This is a genomic window from Martinezella miluonensis (genome assembly GCF_900094545.1).
GTDB classification, from domain to species: Bacteria; Pseudomonadota; Alphaproteobacteria; order Rhizobiales; family Rhizobiaceae; genus Rhizobium; species Rhizobium miluonense.
In genome coordinates this window covers 1-22,233 of sequence record NZ_FMAH01000058.1, presented here as the reverse complement: position 1 = coordinate 22,233, position 22,233 = coordinate 1, and the positions used below count along the sequence as shown (strand labels likewise).

17 protein-coding genes and 1 pseudogene are annotated in these 22,233 nt (G+C 60.0%); 12 read left to right on the top strand and 6 right to left on the bottom strand.

What is annotated here, in order from left to right; translation table 11 throughout:
* Nucleotides 1–107 precede the first annotated feature (107 nt).
* The 8 genes from ytfR to GA0061102_RS29305 all read left to right on the top strand — a co-directional run bounded on the left by ytfR (nt 108) and on the right by GA0061102_RS29305 (nt 10,400).
* Nucleotides 108–1,631, top strand: coding sequence for a galactofuranose ABC transporter, ATP-binding protein YtfR (gene ytfR, locus GA0061102_RS29340; RefSeq protein WP_092855784.1), 1,524 nt, complete (start codon nt 108–110; stop codon nt 1,629–1,631).
* Entirely contained in the window at nt 1,628–2,656 is a 1,029-nt protein-coding gene (locus GA0061102_RS29335; protein WP_092855760.1) for an ABC transporter permease, read from the top strand. The genes ytfR and GA0061102_RS29335 overlap by 4 nt, the downstream gene beginning before the upstream one ends.
* Nucleotides 2,653–3,621 (top strand): galactofuranose ABC transporter, permease protein YjfF, encoded by a 969-nt coding sequence (gene yjfF / locus GA0061102_RS29330; RefSeq protein WP_092855756.1) that lies wholly within the window; start codon nt 2,653–2,655, stop codon nt 3,619–3,621. The genes GA0061102_RS29335 and yjfF overlap by 4 nt, the downstream gene beginning before the upstream one ends.
* 16 nt (nt 3,622–3,637) lie before the next feature.
* On the top strand, nt 3,638–4,384 hold the full coding sequence (locus tag GA0061102_RS29325; protein WP_092855754.1) for a FadR/GntR family transcriptional regulator: 747 nt from the start codon (nt 3,638–3,640) through the stop codon (nt 4,382–4,384).
* 100 nt (nt 4,385–4,484) lie between these two features.
* The gene (glmU, locus tag GA0061102_RS29320; protein ID WP_092855752.1) at nt 4,485–5,852 is read left to right on the top strand and encodes a bifunctional UDP-N-acetylglucosamine diphosphorylase/glucosamine-1-phosphate N-acetyltransferase GlmU; all 1,368 of its coding nucleotides are present in this window, start codon (nt 4,485–4,487) and stop codon (nt 5,850–5,852) included.
* A gap of 116 nt (nt 5,853–5,968) precedes the next feature.
* Entirely contained in the window at nt 5,969–7,795 is a 1,827-nt protein-coding gene (gene glmS, locus GA0061102_RS29315) for a glutamine--fructose-6-phosphate transaminase (isomerizing) (RefSeq protein ID WP_092855750.1), read from the top strand.
* Nucleotides 7,796–7,970: 175 nt separating this feature from the next.
* Entirely contained in the window at nt 7,971–8,672 is a 702-nt protein-coding gene (locus GA0061102_RS29310) for a DUF502 domain-containing protein (protein WP_092855749.1), read from the top strand.
* 240 nt (nt 8,673–8,912) lie between these two features.
* Complete coding sequence (locus tag GA0061102_RS29305; protein ID WP_425348576.1) at nt 8,913–10,400, top strand: esterase-like activity of phytase family protein; 1,488 nt, start codon at nt 8,913–8,915, stop codon at nt 10,398–10,400.
* A gap of 42 nt (nt 10,401–10,442) precedes the next feature.
* Here the strand turns inward: GA0061102_RS29305 and recG are convergent, their stop codons facing one another.
* Nucleotides 10,443–12,548 (bottom strand): ATP-dependent DNA helicase RecG, encoded by a 2,106-nt coding sequence (gene recG, locus GA0061102_RS29300; protein WP_092855748.1) that lies wholly within the window; start codon nt 12,546–12,548, stop codon nt 10,443–10,445.
* Between the two features lie 173 nt (nt 12,549–12,721).
* Between recG and GA0061102_RS29295 the strand changes: the two genes are divergently transcribed.
* Nucleotides 12,722–13,036 carry an FAD assembly factor SdhE gene (locus GA0061102_RS29295; RefSeq protein ID WP_092855747.1) on the top strand — a complete coding sequence of 105 codons (315 nt, stop codon included), beginning with the start codon at nt 12,722–12,724 and terminating at the stop codon, nt 13,034–13,036.
* Nucleotides 13,033–16,533, top strand: a complete 3,501-nt coding sequence (mfd, locus tag GA0061102_RS29290) for a transcription-repair coupling factor (protein ID WP_092855746.1) — start codon at nt 13,033–13,035, stop codon at nt 16,531–16,533. Before GA0061102_RS29295 ends, mfd begins: the two co-directional genes overlap by 4 nt.
* 60 nt (nt 16,534–16,593) lie before the next feature.
* Here the strand turns inward: mfd and GA0061102_RS33730 are convergent.
* Nucleotides 16,594–16,937: pseudogene (locus GA0061102_RS33730) on the bottom strand (chromate transporter); the annotation flags it as partial.
* Between the two features lie 160 nt (nt 16,938–17,097).
* Between GA0061102_RS33730 and GA0061102_RS29280 the strand changes: the two are divergent.
* The gene (locus GA0061102_RS29280) at nt 17,098–17,379 is read left to right on the top strand and encodes a GYD domain-containing protein (RefSeq protein ID WP_245298176.1); all 282 of its coding nucleotides are present in this window, start codon (nt 17,098–17,100) and stop codon (nt 17,377–17,379) included.
* Between the two features lie 210 nt (nt 17,380–17,589).
* On the opposite strand, the gene GA0061102_RS29275 is transcribed toward GA0061102_RS29280, so the two are convergent.
* Both GA0061102_RS29275 and GA0061102_RS29270 read right to left on the bottom strand, forming a co-directional pair.
* Complete coding sequence (locus GA0061102_RS29275) at nt 17,590–18,261, bottom strand: DsbA family oxidoreductase (protein WP_092855743.1); 672 nt, start codon at nt 18,259–18,261, stop codon at nt 17,590–17,592.
* A 205-nt stretch (nt 18,262–18,466) separates the two neighbouring features.
* On the bottom strand, nt 18,467–20,278 hold the full coding sequence (locus tag GA0061102_RS29270; RefSeq protein ID WP_092855742.1) for an extracellular solute-binding protein: 1,812 nt from the start codon (nt 20,276–20,278) through the stop codon (nt 18,467–18,469).
* 264 nt (nt 20,279–20,542) lie between these two features.
* Here GA0061102_RS29270 and GA0061102_RS29265 point away from each other — a divergent pair, with 264 nt between their 5' ends.
* Nucleotides 20,543–21,205 (top strand): invasion associated locus B family protein, encoded by a 663-nt coding sequence (locus GA0061102_RS29265; RefSeq protein WP_092855741.1) that lies wholly within the window; start codon nt 20,543–20,545, stop codon nt 21,203–21,205.
* A gap of 157 nt (nt 21,206–21,362) precedes the next feature.
* On the opposite strand, the gene hspQ is transcribed toward GA0061102_RS29265, so the two are convergent.
* Entirely contained in the window at nt 21,363–21,692 is a 330-nt protein-coding gene (gene hspQ, locus GA0061102_RS29260) for a heat shock protein HspQ (protein WP_092855739.1), read from the bottom strand.
* A gap of 306 nt (nt 21,693–21,998) precedes the next feature.
* Nucleotides 21,999–22,233, bottom strand: a 235-nt coding sequence (locus GA0061102_RS29255) for a transposase (RefSeq protein ID WP_208858717.1), incomplete at its 5' end; no start/stop codon positions are given.

The window sequence follows — 22,233 nt, the reverse complement described above, 5'->3', positions numbered from 1 at the left end:
ACGGTAAGGCCGCCGGTGCGATCTCTTGTGCAAGATGCCGGCGCATCAATGGAATGCGCCGGCTATCGTTTTCGCCCATTGGCTCAATGCAGGGACATCAGTGCTTCATGGCTCACGACGTCGAGCGACTTCTGACAGCAGCAGGCTTTTGTAAATATTTTCCCGGGTCGACCGCTCTCGATCAAGTCGATTTCACATTGATGCGCGGCGAGGTTCACGCGCTGCTCGGTGAAAACGGGGCGGGAAAGTCAACCTTGATCAAATGCATGACCGGCGCCTACCGTCGAGATGCTGGCAGCCTGGTTCTCGATGGCGCCGCGATCGATCCGCATGACACGCTGGCGGCGCAGAAGCTCGGCATCGGCACCGTTTATCAGGAAGTGAACCTGCTGCCCAATCTGAGCGTCGCGGAAAACCTCTTTCTCGGTCGCCAACCGCGGTGGTTCGGCATGGTTAGCGGCCGGTTGATGAACAATATGGCGAGAGATCTGCTGTCGCAGTATGGAGTGGATATTGATGTCAGCCGCCAGCTCGACCGCTTCTCCGTTGCCATACAACAGGTGATTGCGATTGCCCGCGCCGTCGATCTTTCCGGCAAGGTCCTGATTCTCGATGAACCGACTGCCAGCCTCGATACGCATGAAGTCGAAATGCTGTTCGGCATCGTCAGGCGATTGAAGCAGCGCGGCCTTGGAATCATCTTCATCACGCATTTTCTCGAGCAGGTTTACGAAATCTGCGATCGCATCACCGTTCTGCGCAATGGTCGTCTGGTCGGCACGCGCGATGCGGATGGTCTTCCACGGCAGACCCTGATCGCCATGATGCTCGGCCGCGAACTCGCGCAGACCGAAAGCACGGCGAAGCAGACCGAGACTGAGCGCGGCCCGGTACGATATCGCTTCACCAATTTCGGCAAGCGCGGCAAGATCAAGCCTTTCGATATGGAGGTACATGTCGGCGAGGTGGTCGGCATCGCCGGTCTGCTCGGGTCCGGACGCACGGAAACGGCTGAGGTGCTTTTCGGCGTCGAGCGTGCCGACAGCGGCGAAGCAAAGATCGACGGCAATACGATTACGCTTTCCAGTCCGCGCGCTGCGATCAAGAGTGGTTTCGGCTTCTGCCCGGAAGACCGTAAGACCGACGGCATCATCGGCGATCTTTCCATTCGGGAAAACATCATCATGGCACTCCAGGCGCGGCGGGGCTGGGCGAGGCCCTTGGCCCGCAGCGAGCAGAATGCCATCGCCGATCGCTACATCAAGGCACTGGACATCCGCACGACCGACCGGGAAAAGCCCATCAGGCTTCTTTCGGGCGGCAACCAGCAGAAGGCGATCCTCGCGCGATGGCTGGCGACCAATCCAAGCTTCCTGATCCTGGACGAGCCGACGCGCGGCATCGATGTCGGCGCCCATGCGGAAATCATCCGATTGATCGAAGACCTTTGCCGGCAGGGAATGTCTCTCGTGGTCATTTCATCCGAACTCGAGGAGCTTGTTGCCTATAGCTCACGCGTCATCGTCCTTAGGGATCGAGAGCACATTGGCGAGTTGACCGGCAGCGAGATAACGGCCGGAAATATCGTCGAGACCATTGCCACGACTCAAAAGACGCGGGAGGACGCATGAGCTCGCAAATCAAGGCATCCTTGCTTCGCCTGATGCCGCAGCTGATTGCGCTCGCGGCTATTCTTCTGTTGAATTTCATTATGTTCCCGCATTTCTTTCATCTGGAAGTTCAGAATGGAAGGCTCTATGGGAGCTTGATTGACGTGCTGAACCGCGGTGCGCCGGTAGCGCTGCTTTCCATAGGCATGACGCTGGTCATCGCCACCAAGGGCATCGATCTTTCAGTTGGCGCGGTCATCGCGATCTGCGGCGCCGTAGCGGCATCCTCGATCGTCGCAGGCTATTCGCTTGCCTATACGCTGTTGCTGACGATCGGCGTCGGTCTGGCCTGCGGGCTGTGGAACGGCTTCCTCGTGGCAGTGCTCGACATCCAGCCGATCATCGCGACGCTGGTGCTGATGGTTGCCGGTCGTGGTATCGCGCAGCTGATCACCGAGGGAACGATCCTCACTTTCAACAATGACGGCCTCATCTTTCTTGGCAGCGGCTCCTTCGCGGCATTGCCCATGCCAGTGGTGATCTGGCTCATCGTTGCGCTTGCTGTGATCCTCCTCGTCCGGCGCACGGCGCTTGGAATGCTCGTCGAAGCCATCGGCATCAACCGGCGGGCAAGCACGCTGTCCGGCATCCGGACCCCGATTCTGCTCGTGGCGGTTTACGCATTAAGCGGGCTTTGCGCTTCCTTCGCCGGCATCATCGTTTCGGCTGATATCAAGGGGGCGGATGCCAACAATGCCGGCCTGTGGCTCGAACTGGACGCGATCCTTGCCGTCGTGGTCGGCGGCAATTCGCTGCTTGGCGGCCGTTTCAGCATCGTCGGTGCGCTGATCGGCGCGATGATCATTCAATCAGTCAATACCGGCATCCTGCTTTCCGGCTTTCCGCCGGAGTTCAATCTGGTGATCAAGGCAATCATCGTCATCGTCATTCTGGTCATCCAGTCGCCGGCCATGCAGTCCGCAAGTGCGTTCTTCCGGCGCCGCCGAGGCGAGGGGCGGATGGTGCAAAAGGAGCAGGCAAAGTGAATTCGAAATATCTTCCGCTGCTTGCGACGATCGTCATCTTCATCCTGGCCTATGCCGGCTGTGTGACGCAGTATCCGAACATGCTGTCGACGCGGGTGGTCGGCAATCTGTTGACCGACAATGCCTTTCTGGGAATTGCAGCTGTCGGCATGACATTCGTGATCATCTCGGGTGGCATCGATCTGTCCATCGGCTCCGTCATTGCCTTTACCGGCGTATTCCTGGCGATCGTCCTCCGAGACACGACGATCCATCCGTTGATCGCTTTCGTCTTAGTCCTTGTTCTCACGACTATTTTCGGTGCCGGCATGGGCGCCATCATCCACTATCTCAGCATGCCGCCCTTCATCGTGACGCTGGCTGGCATGTTTCTGGCACGCGGCGTAGCCTTCGTGCTGTCGATCGACAGCATCCCGATCGGGCATGATTTCTATTCGCAGCTCAACGATCTCTATTGGCTGATGCCCGGTGGCGGGCGGCTGACATTGATCGGCGGCATCATGCTGCTCGTCTTTGCCGGCGGCATCGTGCTGGCGCACCGCACCCGCTTCGGCGCCAATGTCTACGCCTTGGGCGGCGGCGTGCAGACCGCCGAACTCATGGGCGTGCCCGTCGGCCGCACGACGATCCGGATCTATGCCCTATCCGGCTTTCTTGCCGGTCTATCCGGAATCGTTTTTTCCATTTATACATCAGCGGGATATTCGCTTGCCACGGTCGGCGTCGAGCTGGACGCTATCGCTGCCGTGGTTATAGGCGGAACACTGCTGACGGGAGGAGCGGGGTTCGTCGGAGGAACACTCATCGGAATTCTCATACAGGGCTTGATTCAGACCTACATCACCTTCGATGGAACGCTTTCCAGCTGGTGGACGAAGATATTGATCGGCTTGTTGCTGTTTGCATTTATTCTGATGCAGAAGGGTCTTCTGCTGTTTTCCCGCTTCAATCGACGATACGTCTGAGGGAAGGACAGGGTGCTTGCGTAGCCGATTGCTTGATACGAGAAAGGCCGAGGGAAAGTCGCGCACGAGCCATGCGCAGGTGGTCGACGACCTTGGCAAGGCAATCGTATCGGGTGCTTTTCCGATCGGCAGCATTCTTCCAGGCGATAGCGAGCTTCTGCAGCGGTTCAAAGTATCCCGCACGATTCTGCGCGAGAGTATGAAAACCCTGGCGGCCAAGGGCATGGTCGTGCCGCGCGCGCGTGTCGGCACGCGTGTCACCGAGAAGATTTATTGGAACATGTTCGATAACGAAGTGCTGAACTGGCATTTCGAAAGCGGAATCGACAAGGAGTTCCTTCTCCACCTCTACGATATACGCATTGCCTTCGAGCCATTCGCCGCCGGCCTGGTGGCGGACCGGGCGAGCCGTGAGGACATCGATCTGTTGCGCGGGCTTGCAAGTGCTATGGCGGACCCGAATCACACGTCGGACAGTCTTGCCATCGCCGATCTGCATTTCCATCTGGCAATCACGGAAGCCTCGCAGAATCCGTTCATGCGGTCGCTCGGCGGACTTATCGAGGCGGCATTGGTCGGCATGTTCCGCATGAGTGCGCGCCCTTCCGCCAACGGCTTCAGCAATATCGCCGATACGCATATGGCTATCGTCGATGCCATCGCAGCGCACGATAGTCTGGCTGCGCGCAAAGCCATGGAATTTGTGATCGTCGATGGGCGGCAGCATGTGCTTGAAGCCTTTGCGGCTCTTGCCGATACCTGAGATCTCTCCCAATTTTGCTTGGTTCGCCACTCGAGTAGTTGCTATGAGAGGATTGCGCCCAGTCATGGGCGACGCCTGACCGTTTATCTCGGAGCTTGAAATGGAACGTAGCTGCCTCGCCATCATCCTCGCCGCCGGCGACAGTACCCGCATGAAATCGTCGATGTCGAAGGTACTGCATCCGATTGCGAGCCGGCCGATGATTGCTCACGTCATGGAGGCGATCGCCAAGACCGATATTTCGGCGGCCGCGCTGGTGGTGGGACGCAATGCCGATGAGGTCAGTGCGGCAGCGTCGATCGGCGGCATAGCGGTGGAATCCTATCTTCAGAAAGAGCGTCTCGGCACCGGTCATGCGGTCCTTGCTGCGCGCGAGGCGATTGCGCGGGGATATGACGATATTCTTGTTGCCTATGGCGACGTGCCCTTGCTCACCGACGCACCGCTCCGTGCTGCTCGGCTAGGGCTGGCCGACGGCAACGACATCGTGGTCATCGGCTTTCACACTGACAATCCGAACGCCTATGGCCGACTGCTGGTCAAAGACGGCGAACTGATTGCCATCCGCGAAGCGAAGGATGCGACGGATGCCGAGCTGGCGGTAACCTGGTGCAACAGCGGCCTGATGGCGATCAACGGCCGCAAGGCGCTGGATCTGCTCGATCGTATCGGCAACAACAATGCCAAGGGCGAATATTACCTCACCGATCTGGTCGAGATCGCCCGTTCGCTGGGCGGCCGCGCCGTGGCTGTCGATGCGCCGGAAGTCGAAATGACCGGCTGCAACAATCGCGCCGAGCTCGCCTCCATCGAACGCCTTTGGCAAGAACGGCGGCGCCATGAGTTGATGCTGTCAGGCGTTACCATGATTGCGCCCGAGACTGTCTTTCTTGCCTATGATACCGTCATCGGCCAGGACGCGCTGATCGAACCGAATGTCGTGTTCGGCCCCGGGGCTGTTATCGAAGGCGGTGCGGTCATCCATGCCTTCTCTCATATCGAGGGCGCGCATGTCAGCGCCGGCGCGACGGTTGGCCCGTTTGCACGGCTGCGCCCCGGTGCCGATCTCGCCAGCGGTGCCAAGGTTGGTAATTTCTGCGAGGTGAAGAACGGCAAGATCGCCGAGGGCGCCAAGGTCAATCACCTGACCTATATCGGCGATGCGACGATCGGAGCCGGCAGCAATATCGGTGCGGGCACCATCACCTGCAACTATGATGGGGTCAACAAGCATGAGACCCACATCGGCGCCAACACCTTCGTCGGCTCCAATTCTTCGCTTGTGGCTCCCTTGCGCATCGGTGACGGTGCTTATATCGCGTCCGGCAGCGTCATCACCGATGATGTTCCGGCCGATGCCCTGGCCTTCGGTCGTGCACGCCAGGAAGTGAAGCCGGAGCGAGCCAAGCTCGTTCGCGAACGCGCTCTGGCCATCAAGGCGGCAAAGAAGGGCACTGGCAGCCACTAAAACCCTTGGACGTTTCGCGTAACGGTCCGAAATCGAAAGTGACCGTTATGGCAATTGAGAAAATCCTGAGAATGAGTAGGACTTGCCCTCACATCTGAGGTCAGACGGAGAGTTATATGTGCGGTATTGTTGGGATCGTCGGAACGGCGCCTGTGGCGGATCGCTTGGTGGATGCGCTGCGGCGCCTCGAATATCGCGGCTATGATTCGGCCGGCGTTGCGACGATCCATAACGGCGTGATGGATCGTCGCCGTGCGGAAGGAAAGCTGTTCAATCTGGAGAAGCGGCTGCAGACGGATCCGCTGGCGGGCACAACAGGCATCGCGCATACGCGCTGGGCAACCCACGGCGTTCCGAATGAAACCAATGCTCACCCGCATTTCGTCGAAGGCGTTGCTGTCGTCCACAACGGTATCATCGAAAACTTTTCCGAATTGCGCGAGGAGTTGAAGGCTGAGGGCAGGGTATTCTCTTCGCAGACGGATACAGAAGTCGTGGCGCATCTGCTTGCGAACTATGTCCGCGATGGGCTGGATCCCCGCGCTGCCATGCTCAAGATGCTGAACCGCGTAACGGGCGCCTACGCATTGGCTGTCATGTTCCAAAACGATCCCGGCACGCTGATGGCGGCACGCTCCGGCCCGCCGCTCGCCGTGGGTCATGGTAAGGGCGAGATGTTCCTCGGCTCGGACGCCATCGCGCTTGCGCCGTTCACCAACGAGATCACCTATCTCGTCGACGGCGATTGCGCGATCGTCACTCATAGCGGCGCCACGATCCTCGACTACAGCGGCAAGGAAGTGAACAGGCCGCGGCAGATTTCCCATGCGACCGCCTATGTCGTCGACAAGGGCAACCATCGCCATTTCATGGAAAAGGAAATCTACGAGCAGCCGGAGGTCATTTCCCACGCGCTGAGCCATTATGTCGATTTCGCCAGCCATCGCGTGCACCCCGGCGTTTCGGCTATCGACTTCGGGAAGGTTTCCGGTCTGGCAATTTCCGCCTGCGGTACCGCCTATCTTGCCGGCCTGATCGGCAAGTACTGGTTCGAGCGCTATGCGCGTCTCCCGGTCGAAATCGACGTCGCCTCCGAATTCCGCTATCGCGAAATGCCGTTGTCGCCGTCGCAGGCAGCACTATTCATTTCTCAGTCCGGCGAGACGGCCGATACGCTGGCGTCGCTGCGCTATTGCCGGGATAACGGCCTGAAGATCGGTGCCGTGGTCAACGTCAAGGAATCGACCATCGCACGCGAATCCGATGCGGTGTTTCCGATCATGGCCGGTCCTGAGATCGGCGTTGCCTCGACGAAGGCCTTCACCTGTCAGCTAGCCGTTCTGGCATCTCTGGCGATCGGAGCCGGCGTCGCCCGCGGTACGGTCAGCGCCGAGGATGAAAAGGAGCTGGTGCATCACCTCGTCGAGATGCCGCGCATCATGGCGCGGGTGCTGAACATTATCCAGCCGCAGATGGAAAGCCTCTCGCGCGAGATATCGAAATACAAGGACGTACTCTATCTCGGCCGAGGCACCAGCTTCCCGCTTGCGATGGAAGGCGCGCTCAAGCTCAAGGAAATCTCTTATATCCATGCTGAAGGCTATGCGGCCGGCGAGCTGAAGCACGGTCCCATCGCGCTGATCGACGAGAATATGCCCGTTATCGTCATCGCTCCTCATGACCGCTTCTTCGACAAGACCGTTTCCAACATGCAGGAAGTGGCGGCACGTGGCGGTCGGATCATCTTCATCACCGACGAAGCAGGTGCCGCCGCATCGACGCTGCCGACGATGGCGACCATCATTCTGCCTGTTGTGGACGAGATCATCGCCCCGATCATCTTTTCGCTGCCGATTCAGCTGCTTGCCTATCACACAGCTGTCTTTATGGGCACGGACGTTGACCAGCCGCGAAACCTCGCCAAATCCGTGACCGTGGAGTAGGATTCTTCTCCTGTCGTCGCTCGGCATCACGTCGTCGTGAGTAGCGTCTCTGTTAGGCCCGGCGGCATGACTGCCGGGTTGTATGCCGCATCGATTTCTGGCAATTTCCTTATAGGAGAGGTGGGGGGATTTGCCGGTTAGCGGTAGGCGACGGAACGGAGTTTTCGAACGGCAAATGACTGAAAAGCTCATCAAAATATCCGTGCCGACGCGGATTAGAAACAACTTCCTGGCCGGCCTGATTATTTGCGCACCCATCGCCATTACGCTCTGGCTGACCTGGTCCGTCGTTCATTGGGCAGACAGCTGGGTCCGCCCCTATATTCCGGCGCGTTACGATCCCGAGAACTATCTGAATTTCGCCGTTCCGGGCACCGGGCTGGTCATCGCGATGATCTTCATCACGCTGATCGGCTTCCTGGCCAAGAACCTGATCGGCCAGAGTATCGTCCGGTTGGGAGAGTCGCTCGTCAATCGTGTGCCTCTCGTGCGAACGATCTACAAGAGCGTCAAGCAGATCTTCGAAACGGTGCTGAAGGAGCAGGGCACGTCGTTCAAGAAGGTCGGGCTTATCGAATATCCCAGCCCCGGCCTGTGGTCCATGGTATTCATCTCGACCGATGCCAAGGGTGAAATTGCCTCCAAATTCGATGCCATGGGGCACGATATGGTCGCGGTTTTCCTGCCGCCGACGCCGGTGCCTACCGCTGGTTTTCTGGTTTTCGTGCCGCGCGAAAAGATCACCATTCTCGATATGAGCCCCGAGGACGGCGCCAAGCTTCTGATTTCCGGCGGCCTGGTTTCGCCCGAATTCAAGCAAGAGCTGATCGCGGCGAAGGGCCTGCCCAAGCCCGTTCCGATGGATTCCCTGACCTAGGAATGCTCCCGCGCCTATCGTTGATCGGGTCCTTCGCGTACAGCGCGAACTGTCATGTGCCTATCATGTTGACACCTTAGATCATACTTGGGGACATGCAGTTGGTTGCATTTCATCATCGAATGCTCGGAGCTTGAGCGCCGGGCAATTGTTCTTCGACGCGGGGTTTTCGACCAGGCCGGAGATGGATGCCGTTGTCTCCTCAAGGGTTTTCATCAGGAGGATACTGTCTTGAAATATATGCGTTCGAAGAGCTTGCCGTTGCTGTCGGCTGCCCTTGCCACATTCGTTTTCACCGCTCCGGTCGCAGCGTTCGCCGACACATCCGTAACCGTTCAGGGTGTGACGCTCGTCAACAAGGGGCGCGTGGCCGTCGGCCGCATTCCGGCCAATCAGCGCGACAAGTTCGGCGAGACCTTCGGTTCTGGCTCAGGCATGTCGATCGACACCAAGAGCTGGATCCGCAATGCCGACGGCACGTACAAGGGTTCGCTCTGGCTGCTGCCGGACCGTGGTTACAATGTCGCCGGTACCACCGACTATCGCGCGCGTCTCAATACCATCGATATCAAGCTGACGCCGGTCGCTCCCGGCGCAACGCCGCCGGCCGGCAAGGAGCAGGCGGGTGTCGAAGCCAAGCTCGCGGAGACGCTGCTGCTGAAGGACAACAAGGGCGCCGATACGACCGGCCTCGACCCGGCGGATGGCGTCCGACATCCGGATGGAGCTATGCCATTGCTGCCGCAAGCGCCGAACGGCAGGATCTCGCTCGACAACGAAGCCATTGCCCGGCTGCCTGATGGCACCATGTTCATCAGCGACGAATACGGCCCCTATATCTACCGCTTCTCGGCGGATGGCCGCATGCTGTCGGCCACGCCGCCGCCGGCTGCGTTTCTGCCGATGCGCCGTGGCGCCGTGAACTTCTCGTCGAACAATCCAGGCCCCGGTGAAACCGCGCCCGATCCGAAGGATCCGACCAGCGGCCGTCAGAACAACCAGGGCTTCGAGGGCATGTCCTTAACTCCGGACGGCAAGTTCCTGATCGCCGTGCTCCAGTCCGCCACTCGCCAGGATGGCGGCGATTCCAGCTCGACGCGACAGAACACGCGCGCCCTGGTTTACGATGCTGCAGATCTCGACCATCTGAAACTGGTGCATGAATATGTCGTGCCTTTGCCGGTCTTCACCAATGACAAGGGCAAGACGGCGGTCGCCGCCCAGAGCGAAATCGTGGCTCTCTCGCCGACGAGCTTCCTGATGCTGGCGCGCGATAGCGGCAATGGCTACGGTCAGAAGGGCGAGAAGTCGCTTTACCGGAGCATCGACATCGTTGACGTTTCCGCCGCCACCGACATTGCAGGCGGCAAGTTCGATGGCGACAAGGCGGTCGCTCCCAAGGGCGTTCTCGATCCCACGGTGAAGCCGGCCACTGTCAGCCAGTTCATCGACATCAACGACGGCGCCGATCTCGCCCGCTTCGGCCTTCACAACGGTGCTCCGAACGACCGCAACAATCTCTCGGAAAAGTGGGAAGCCATGTCGCTCGCCAGCGTCCAGGACCCGAAGCTGCCGGACGATTACTTTCTGTTCGTCGCCAACGATAACGATTTCATCACCCAGGACGGCTTCCAGGTCGGAGCCGCCTACAAGGATGACAGCGGCGCCGACGTTGACACCATGTTCCAGGTATTTCAGGTCACCATCCCGGGCCTTGCTGCCAAGTGACGTCGTGAAACAGGGATGGACGCAGCAAATGCGTCCGTCCGCTCATCCTGCCCGCAGGAACCGGATCGCCTCGTCGCGCCGGAAGAGATAGAGCAGGGTGCGCACCGCTATGCCGCGCTCGCCAGTGAGCTCCGGGTCGCGCTCGATCAGATAGGCCGCATCCTTGCGGGCGATTTCCAGAAGGTCGGCATGGGCCTCGAGGCTGGCGATGCGGAAACCGGGCGTGCCGGACTGGCGCGTGCCGAGAAGCTCGCCTTCGCCTCGCAGCTTCAAATCCTCCTCGGCGATCCGGAAACCGTCCTCGGTCTCGCGCATGATCGACAGCCGCGCATGCCCGGTTTCGCTGAGCGGTCCCTTGTAGAGCAGGATGCAGGTGGAAGCTTCGTCGCCGCGTCCGACGCGCCCGCGCAGCTGATGCAATTGCGCAAGACCGAAACGCTCGGCATGCTCTATGACCATGATGGTCGCATCCGGGACGTCGACACCGACTTCGACGACGGTCGTAGCGACCAAGAGGCGGATCTCGCCATTCTTGAAGGCCATCATGACGGCGTCTTTTTCCGGCCCGCTCATCCGACCATGGATGAGGCCGATGCCTGGGCCGAGCGCCTTCGTCAGCGTCTCATGGCGCTCCTCGACCGACATTAAATCAGATTCTTCGGATTCTTCCACAAGTGGGCATATCCAATAGGCTTTCTTGCCTTCCGATAGTGCGCTTTTCAGTCGGCCGACGATGTCACCGGTTCGCTCGTTCGGGATGGTGATCGTCTGGATCGGCTTACGCCCCGCCGGCTTCTCGGTGAGCTTGGAGACATCCATATCGCCAAAGGCGGCGAGCACCAGTGTTCGCGGTATCGGCGTTGCGGTCATGACGAGCATATGCGGCGAGATGCCCTTGGCGGTGAGGCGCAAGCGCTGGTGAACGCCGAAGCGATGCTGCTCGTCGACGACAGCCAGCATGAGATTGGCATAGGCGACACTATCCTGAAACAAGGCGTGGGTGCCGATGATGATCTGCGCTTCGCCGGAGGCAATGCGCTCCAGGATCGCATCCCGCTCTCGGCCCTTCGTGCGGCCCGTGAGAGCTTCGACGGAAAGGTTTGCACTTGCTGCGAATTTCGAGATCGTTGCATGATGCTGCCGGGCGAGAATTTCGGTCGGCGCCATCAGCACGGCCTGGCCGCCGCTTTCGATGACGGCTGCGATCGCCATCAAGGCTACGAGCGTCTTTCCCGCGCCGACATCGCCCTGCAGCAACCGAAGCATGCGCTCGGTGCCCGCCATGTCCTTGAGAATATCGGCAACCGCGTCGCGCTGACTGTTCGTCATCGAGAAGGGCAGAGATTCCAATATCTTGCCGCTGATTTCTCCAGTTGCATGCACTGGCTGCCCCGCAACCTTGCGCAGCCTCTGGCGCACCAGGGAGAGCGACAATTGCCCCGCCAGGAATTCGTCATAGGCCAGCCGGCGGCGGGCCGGCGCTTGCGGATCGATATCGGCTGCGTCTCGCGGCGCGTGCAGCATATGGAAGCTGTCGGATATCGAGGGAAAGCCCTGCTTCTGGGCGAGGGCGATGTCATCCCATTCGGGCAATTGCGGAATGCGCGGCAGCGCCGCCTCGATGGTCTTGCGCAGGAATTTCGGCGTGAGGCCTGCGGTTAGCGGGTAGACCGGCTCGACCAGCGGCAGGTTTTCCGCCTCGCTCTCGCGCATGATGTAGTCCGGATGCACCATGGACGGGCGGCCGTTGAACCAATCGACCTTGCCGCTGACGGTGACGGTCTCGTCGAGCGGCAGCTGCTTTTCCAGCCATTGCGCCTTGCCGCGGAAGAAGACCAGCGCCAGTTCGCCGGTTTCGTCATGCAGATAGACGCGATAGGGTACGTTGCTGCGCGCATTGGGCGGCGGCTGATGCCGGTCGACGCGGCCGGTAATGGTGACGATGGCTCCCTGCGGCGCTCGGGCGATGCCAGGCTGTTCGCGCCGGTCAATGATCGAATGCGGCGCATGGAAAATAAGGTCGATGACTCGGCAGTCGTCGATCGTTTCGCGATCGAGCAGCTTCACCAGTAGCTCGGATACCTTCGGCCCGACGCCGGGCAGCGAAGAGATGGAGGCAAACAACGGGTCGAGGATGGCAGGGCGCATGGCCGGCAAAATGCGACGGGCAGGGCACTTTTGGCAAGGGGCGTGCGGGAACTCGGCGACATTGAGCCGAACGCTCCCCGGAAAATTGCGTCGCAGGTGCTTTTTTCTGAAAAACCGGTTCCCACCTTACAACGCTGGTTTTATAGAGACGCATCAACATAAAGGTGTTTTTGATGACTGGGCTGACCCTCAGCAGTGCCGATCTCGATCCTCGCCGTCGGCGCATTCTTTTCCGCTGCTGGCATCGCGGCATCCGCGAGATGGATCTCGTCTTCGGCCAGTTTGCCGATAACGAACTTCCAGGATTGGATGAAGCCGAACTCGATGAGCTCGAAAGCATCATGGCCGAAGAAGATAATGATCTCGTCAAGTGGATCCTCGGAACCGAGCCCACGCCGGAGCGTCTGCAGACGCCGCTGTTTCAGCGCATTGGATCCTACAAGCCCGATTTCGAAGAGATCGCCGAAAGGTTTGGATTAACGAAATGATCCCCGGTTTCGACGCGAAGAAGGTGCTCGCCGCAAGCGAGCCGCTGACGGTCGGTCATGTTCCGGCCGGCATGGAGCCATTCCTGCTTGCAGAGCTGGCAAGAGCCGGCCAGCCGGTCGCCTATGTCATGTCCGACGGTCAGCACATGGCCGACGTCGAACAGATGCTCGGCTTCATCGCGCCCAAAATACCGGTTCTCACCTTGCCCGCCTGGGACTGCCTTCCCTATGACCGTGTTTCGCCGAGTTCCGACACGTCGGCCCGCCGCCTGGCGGCGCTCTCCGGGCTAATCGCCTATCACCGCAAACCGCATGCCGCGATCGTCCTGGTGACCGTCAATGCGATGCTGCAAAAGGTGGCACCGCAGGATGTCATCGAGAGCCTGGCGTTCTCGGCCCGGCCAGGCAATCAGGTACGTATGGACGATATCGCCAGCCGCCTGGAGCGCAACGGCTTCGATCGCGTCGCGACGGTGCGTGAAGTCGGCGAATTTGCCGTGCGCGGCGGCATTCTTGACGTCTTCGTTCCGGGTACGGAAGAGCCGGTGCGCCTCGATTTCTTCGGCGATACGCTGGAAAGCATTCGCAGCTTCGATCCCGCCAGCCAGCGCACGACGGGGCAGGTCCGCTCGCTCGATCTCAATCCGATGAGCGAGGTGACGCTGACGCCGGATACGATCAGCCGCTTCCGCAAGAGCTATCTCTCGGCCTTCGGCGCCGCCACCCGCGATGACGCGCTCTATGTCGCCGTTTCCGAAGGGCGCCGCTATGCCGGCATGGAACACTGGCTGCCGCTGTTCTATGAGAAGCTGGAGACGGTATTCGATTATCTCAGGGGCTTCCGGCTGGTAAGCGACCACACGATACGCGAGGCCGCCGAGGAGCGCTCGAAGCTCGTCTTCGACTATTACGACGCCCGCCTGAACTCCGGCCAGCAAGGCAAGGGCCAGATGGCGCAGGGCACGCCATACAAGCCCGTTACCCCGGGCCAGCTCTATCTCGATGGCAAGGCCTTCGGGAATGCGCTCGATGCGTTCGGCGCCGTCCGCATATCGCCTTTCAACGAGCATGAGGGCGAGGCGCGCCGCGTTGTGAGCCTCGAAGCCCGGCAAGGGCTGCGCTGGGCGCGATCTGCGACTGACAGCGCCGATAGCGAGCGTGTCAACGTGTTCGACGCTGTCGTCAAGCATATTGCCGACAAGCGTGCCACTGGCAGCAAGGTGCTGATCACAGCCTGGACCGAAGGCTCGCTCGACCGCCTGCTGCAGGTGCTGGCCGAGCATGGGCTGGCACGTGTCAAGACGATCGAGGCTTTCAAGGACCTTGGTGGCTTGGCGAAAGGCGAGGCGGCCGCCGCCGTGCTTAGCCTGGAGGCCGGTTTCGAGGCCGGCGATCTGGTCATCATCGGCGAACAGGATATTCTCGGTGACCGCATGGTGCGCCGCTCCAAGCGCCGCAAGCGGGCCGCCGATTTCATCTCGGAAGTGGCCGGTCTCGACGAAGGCTCGATCGTCGTTCATGCCGAACACGGCATAGGCCGTTTCGTCGGGCTGAGAACCATCGAGGCGGCGGGTGCGCCACACGCTTGTCTCGAATTGCTCTATGCCGACGAGGCCAAGCTCTTCCTGCCGGTCGAAAACATCGATCTTCTCTCGCGCTATGGCGGCGAGGGCACCGAGGCCCAGCTCGACAAGCTCGGCGGCGGCGCCTGGCAGATGCGCAAGGCCAAGCTCAAGAAGCGCCTGCTTGACATGGCGGGCGCCTTGATCCGCGTCGCGGCTGAACGCCTGACGCGCCATGCGCCTGTGCTGGCGACGCCGGACGGCCTCTATGACGAGTTTGCCGCCCGCTTCCCCTATGACGAAACCGACGACCAGATGAACGCCATCGAGGCGGTGCGCGAGGATCTCGGCGCTGGCCGGCCGATGGATCGCCTCGTCTGCGGCGACGTCGGCTTCGGCAAGACGGAAGTGGCGCTGCGTGCCGCCTTCGTCGCCGCGATGAACGGCGCTCAGGTCGCCGTCGTCGTTCCCACAACCTTGCTCTCCCGCCAGCACTTCAAGACCTTCTCGGAGCGCTTCCGCGGCCTGCCGATCCGCATCCAGCAGGCGTCACGCCTGGTCGGCGCCAAGGACCTGGCGCTTACCAAGAAGGAAGTGGCTGAAGGCAAGACGGATATTGTCGTCGGCACGCATGCGCTGCTGGGCGCCGGCATCCAGTTCGCCAATCTCGGCCTTCTCGTCATCGACGAGGAGCAGCATTTCGGCGTCAAGCACAAGGAGCGCTTGAAGGAGCTGAAGAGCGACGTGCATGTGCTGACGCTCTCGGCAACGCCGATCCCGCGCACGCTGCAGCTTGCCATGACCGGCGTGCGTGAGCTGTCGCTCATCACCACGCCGCCAGTCGACCGCATGGCGGTGCGCACCTTCATCTCGCCCTTCGATTCGCTCGTTATCCGCGAAACGCTGATGCGCGAGCATTACCGTGGCGGTCAGAGCTTCTATGTCTGCCCGCGCCTCGCCGATCTTGCCGATATCCATGCCTTCCTGCAATCGGATGTGCCGGAGCTGAAGGTGGCTGTCGCCCACGGCCAGATGCCGGCCGGCGAGCTGGAAGACATCATGAACGCCTTCTACGAGGGCCGTTATGACGTGCTGCTATCGACCACTATCGTCGAATCCGGTCTCGACGTGCCGACGGCCAACACGCTAATCGTCCATCGCGCTGACATGTTCGGCCTTGCCCAGCTCTATCAGCTCCGCGGCCGTGTCGGCCGTTCCAAGGTCCGCGCCTTCGCGCTCTTCACGCTGCCTGTCAACAAGGTGCTGACGACGACAGCGGAGCGCCGGCTGAAAGTGCTGCAATCGCTGGATACGCTTGGCGCAGGCTTCCAGCTTGCCAGCCACGATCTTGACATCCGAGGCGCCGGCAATCTGCTCGGCGAGGAACAGTCCGGCCATATCAAGGAAGTCGGCTTCGAGCTTTACCAGCAGATGCTCGAGGAGGCCGTCGCCGAGGTCAAGGGTGTCGACGAGATCCAGGATACCGGCTGGTCGCCACAGATCTCCGTCGGCACGCCGGTCATGATCCCCGACGCCTATGTGCCGGACTTACATCTGCGCATGGCGCTCTATCGCCGTCTGGGCGAAATCACCGAGATCAAGGAAATCGACGGTTTCGGCGCCGAATTGATCGATCGGTTCGGGCCGATGCCGATCGAGGTCCAGCATCTGCTGAAGATCGTCTACATCAAGTCGCTCTGCCGCATCGCCAATGTCGAGAAGCTCGATGCTGGCCCGAAGGGCGTCGTCGTGCAGTTCCGCAACAAGGAATTCCCGAACCCGGCCAATCTCGTCGGCTACATCGGCAAGCAGGGCACGATGGCAAAGATCCGCCCCGACCACAGCGTGTTCCTCACCCGCGACTTGCCGACGCCGGAGAAGAGGCTACAGGGCGCGGCTGTGGTGATGACGCAGCTGGCGGAATTGGCAAAGTAGGGACGGTAATTGGCAGCCCTGTGATATTGGCCCGTTTTCGGCCCATTGCGGTCTACGTGGAAGCACGATGCCACCCATCGCCATCGAGAGCACAGCAATCCACGGCCGAGCCTTCCAGACAGCCGACGCGATGAACCCTGTCAACGCGAGCGCAAAATCGTCTGAATTTGAGCGCCGCGCTGGTCCACACGGGGCGATAAAGAGCCGCGCCGAGAATGCCGACTACGGCAGCGTTCGCGCCATGCATGGCGGCTTGAGCCATCCGGCGCTTCTGTAGGCTGTCCCAGAACGGCAACGCGCCCAAGAGCAGCAAGAATTCAGGCAGAAGGATCGCGACTAGGCAGATCGCTGCGCCAAACAGGCCATCGGGGGCAGGCCCCCATGACAGCGCCGAGACAGGCGGCGGCCAATCTAACGCTCTGCGGTCCGACGCTCGTCTAACGCCAAGTTTTTTGAGATAATAAGTATTCCGCAGATCAACCGATCTGCTCAATTGTCGAGGGAGGATGTCCTATGCCACTTTTCGTAACAACAGGGTGCTATACAGCCACTTCAGCGAAGGGAATGATTGACAATCCATCGAACCGAGAAAAGGCGGCCCGTGGCGTCATGGAAGCAGCGGGCGGGAAACTGCATTCTTTCTATCTCACGACCGGCGAAACCGACTGGATGGCAATCACGGAATTCGACGATGGTGCTGACCTGATCCCCGCACTTCTCGTCATCAGCGCATCGGGAGCCGTATCGAATGTCAAAACCGTGCGAGCCTACACGGGCGCGGAATTCAAGGCTGCGCAACAGAAGGCGGGCACAATCGCATCTTCCTACAAGCCCCCGGCAAAATAAGCAGACCACTGGTTGAAACATCTCTGGCAGCGGATCGAACCTCCGCTGCCAGAAACGATGTGTCGGCGCGCAATGAGGCTGCATTCGATCGCGGCATGCCCCGCGAGAACGGCCATCCGGTTCGCGTAACAGAGTCCGTGCGGTCTCCAACTCTTTGGAGACGACGCCCGTGACATCCATGATGCAACGGCTAAAATCCGTGGCCGCCGCTCAATTCATCCCAGCCCGCGCCTCGGACTTCATCTTGGCAATATCACGCAGTGCGCCTGCCAGCACATCCGGCGTCTGAGCGCCGCTAACCGCGTATTGCTGGTCGAAGATGAAGAAGGGGACGCCGGTGACGCCGATCTTCTGGGCGGCTTCGATCTCGCCGACAATCAGGTCGCGATCGGCGTCGGAGGCGAGAAGTGTCGCGATGACGGAGCGGTCAAGGCCAGCCTTTTCGGCGATATCGAGCAAAACTGCGTGATCCCCGACGTTGCGGCCCTCTTCGAAATTAGCCTTGAACAGCGCGTCGACGACCTTGTCCTGTTTTTCGCGGCTTTCGGTGACGGCCCAATGGATGAGGCGGTGCGCGTCGAGCGTGTTCGGACCGATCTTGATGGCGTCGAAATCGAACTTGATTCCCACCTCGCGGCCGAGATCCGTCAGCATCTTGTGCCCCTGCGCGACACGCTCCGCGCCGCCTAGCTTCTGCTCGAGCGCCTTCTTCTGGTCGACGCCTTCGGGCGGATAGTCCGGGTTCAGGCGGTAGGGCCGCCAGTTGAGGTCGACGCCCACCTCGTCCTGCACCTCGGCAATCGCCAGCTCCAGCCGGGCCTTGCCGAGATAGCACCATGGGCAGACGACGTCCGAGACGATGTCGATCGTGATGCGTTCCATGGTTCTTTCCTTTCGGTTCCGAAAGCATGTCGAGCAAACGCTTACAGCAGCTTTGCGATAACGACATACGTAAATAAAAGACCTCAAGCGCAGGATGCGAATTTGAAAAATCGCAATGCGCTTTGGCTCGTTTCCACCATCTAAGCTTTTGCGGGGACGGCTTCAACCAGTTACCGAAAGGGAACCAGCGTGAACGCAGCGCATATTATTGTGCGGATGCATCCCACCAGGCGGGCAGCTGATAGCCGTAGAGCGGCAATGTCTCGGGATGGGCGACGTGGCTGCGCCGTGCCACCCATTGCTGCGCGATGTGATAAAGCGGCGCAACATAATAGCCTGATATCAGGATCCGATCGAAGGATCGCACGGCATCGCGGAATTCTTCGGCCGAATGCGCCGTCAGGAAATGATCGATCAGCATATCGACATCTGGATCCGCGACTCCTGCGAAATTCAGGCTGCCCGGCGTCTTCGCGGCAACGGAACCCCAGCGCCCGACCTGCTCGATACCTGGCGATAGCGATGACGGATAGGATTTGATGATCACGTCGTAGTCGTAATTGGTCGTACGCAGCTGGTACTGCGAATCATCGACGGTACGAATGGTGACCGCGATGCCGAGCAACGCCAGCGAGCGGCGATAGGCGATGGCGATGCGCTCCTGATCGGCATTCTGCGTCATGATCTCGAAGTTGAGCTGCCGACCGGTGCTGTCGACCATGCGTTCGCCCTTGATCGAGTAGCCGCCTTGCTTGAGAAAATTGACGGCCTTCCGCAGGATCTTGCGGTCGCGGCCGGAACCGTCGCTGATCGGGAGCTTGTAAGTGCCATCAAGCACGTCGGCGTCGATGTGGTCCTTGATCGGGCCGAGCATGGCAAGTTCGTTGGCATCGGCGGGAACACCGAAGGAGGACAGATCGGAATTCTGCCAGTAGCTCTCGGTGCGCGTATAGGCGCTGGAGGCAAGGTTGCGGTTGAACCATTCGAAATCGAAGGCAAGCGCCAGGCCCTTGCGCACATTCTTGTCGGCAAAGATCGGCCGGCGCGTGTTGAAGACGAAGCCCAGCATGCCGCTCGGCAGCTTCGGCGTAAACGTCTCTTTTACCACGGCTCCGGCGCCTACGGCCGGGAAGTTATAGGCCTTCTGCCAATGGGCGGGGCTGCCATCCTGATAGATATCGAGATCGCCCTTCTTGAAGGATTCGAATACGGTCGTGTCCTGCAGGAAGTAGTTCACCGCGATCTGATCGTAATTGTCGATACCGACCTTCGTCGGGATATTCCTGCCCCAGTAATCGGGATTGCGCTCGAAAACGATTCGCTGGCCGGGGTCGACGCTTTTCACCCGATAGGGGCCAGAGCCGATTGGGGTGCCGAGCGTCGTGCGCTCAAAGCTGTCGGGGTCGGTCGCGTGCTTCGGCAGGATGGGCAGCGACGATGCGATGATCAGCGGCGTCTCGCGGTTACCCTTCTCGTTAAAGCGGACCAGCACGCCGTGATCGCCGATTTTCTCGATACTGGCGATCGTTTCGAGCCAGGAAGAGAAGGGAACTCGGCCCTTGTCGCGCAGGAGCTGGAAGGTAAAGATCACGTCATCCGGCGTCACCGGCGGCCCATCCGACCATTTGGCATCGGGATTGAGATTGAACTGGATGTAGCTCCGGCTGTCGTCCCATTCGACCGTCTGCGCCAGCAGCCCATAGAGCGTGAATGGCTCGTCGCGCGAGCGCACCATCAGTGGTTCGAATATGAGATTGCCGTACTCAGGGTCCCACATGCCGCGCGCGGTTGTGCGCATGCTCTTCAGAATAAAGGGGTTGAGGTTGTCGAAAGTACCGACGACACCATAGCTGATGCGGCCGCCTTTTTTGACGTCCGGATTGACGTAGGGCAAATGCTTGAAATCCGCCGGCAGCGCCGGCTCGCCATGCATCGCGATGCCATAGAGCGGTTGCGCCGCTGCGGCATTGCACAATGTTGCGAAGAGCAGGAAGACAGCGATCCGGAGCGCTTGCATGGCATCCTTTCCGGTAAGGGTACGATTCGGCCGAACCTTATCATGAGCGTGCCGAATTCAACACGCGACCGTGGAATTCTTAGGTCTCGATAGAAAAGACCAAAGAAACGCTGGATATCCGCGCCGGTGCGATGTAACAGGGGTGCCGGGTTTCTCGGGTCATGTATTTGCCTTATTCATTCGACAGGTGGACGACGGTTTGACCCGAATTGCATGGGACGGCGCGCTGTCGTCCCGCAGCGGATTTCAGGAGGCGGTTTCGCTATGATGTTCAAGACTGACAACAAAATGCGGGCAGGTCTCTCTGCTCTGGCTCTCATGATCGGTGCGGCCATGCCGGCAGCTGTCTTTGCTCAGGATGCGTCCAACGCAGCTCCTGCCGAAGGTGGTGGTAGCGATCCCAACCAGCCGCGTCTCGGCTGGTACAAAACCTGCGCCAAGCAGGACGATGCGGATATCTGCATCGTTCAGAACCTGATCATGGCCAACAACGGCCAGCTCGTTACGGCAGTCGGCCTTATCTCCGTCGACGGCAAGGTTAACCGCAAGATCCTGCAGATTTCGGTTCCGACGGCTCGTCTGATCCCGCCTGGCATCACCATGCAGGTTGATGGCGGCAAGGGCCAGAAGCTCGACTACGCAGTCTGCCTTCCCGACAAGTGCACCGCGGAAGTTCCTGTCACCGACGCTATGATCGCTTCGCTGAAGAAGGGCACCGACGTCACCTTCACCTCGATCAACTTCCGTCGCGCGCCGAACCCGATCAAGATCTCGCTGTCCGGCTTTGGCGCTGCCTTTGACGGCCCGGCGATCTCCGACAGCAAGCTTGCCGAAAGCCAGAAGAGCCTGCAGGACAGCATGCAGAAGAAGGCTGAGGAAGCACGCAAGAAGCTGGAAGACGCCCAGAAGGCTGCCAAGCAGCAGTAAGCTGACCGAGAGCTTCATTCATCTTACGAAAGAAAAAGCCCGGATCGCTCCGGGCTTTTTCTTTGCCCATCGCCAATCCCTGCGCACTGTGTCACCCAAACGAAAAGGGAAGGCGTTGGGGCACCTTCCCTCGGAAATGGTTGGAATTTGGAGACGCCTAGTGGGCGAGGCTCATCTTGGGTTTGAGCTGGCCGGTCGGCGCCTGATCAAAAATCTGGGCGACGTGCGGATTGCGGAGCGGAACGCCGCTCTCGTCGTTGACCAGATTCTGTTCCGATACGTATGCGACATATTCCGTCTCGTCATTTTCGGCGAGAAGGTGGTAGAAGGGCTGGTCCTTGCTGGGACGCACTTCGGCCGGGATGGAATTCCACCATTCCTCGGTATTTGCGAATTCCGGATCGACATCGAAGATGACACCACGGAAGGGGAACATCCGGTGTCGAACCACGTCGCCAATATTGAATTTTGCGTTTCGTTGTTTCATGGCACGACTTCCTTTCAATTCATCATGTGGTGGCTTTTACCACTGATATCAAGGATTTTGCCCTCGTTCTGTTATCGAACTGTCACAGTCGGCTCGGTTCTACTTCGAATGCCGAGCAAGGGAGCCGATAGTGAAAACTCCATGCGATGGGACGCCTGCCACCTGCTGCCCATTATAGAGAAAGCCCCGGCAGGCCGGGGCTCAGACCGCTGACAAACCCGTCGATATTTTCGGCGGGTTTTGTGTTTGCGGATTGATGCTTTTGAGAAGGTGGCGTTTCGATTTTGTTGAAACGGCCTGATCTGCTCAGGCCATGCTTGGCTTTGGCGCCTTTGTGAGGGCCATTGCGATCTTCTTGATGTTCTGGGCGGCGGCAGCCAGCAGGCACTGGCATCTGACGCACACGAGACTTCGGAAGCGGGCGTATCGGTGACCGTGGAGTTGCTTGGCATCGGCAAAGGAGCGCTCGACCGTCTCCTTCCGCCGCTTGTAGATCGCCTTGCCCCAGGATGTCTTGCGGTGGGCGTCGGTGCGCTCGCGG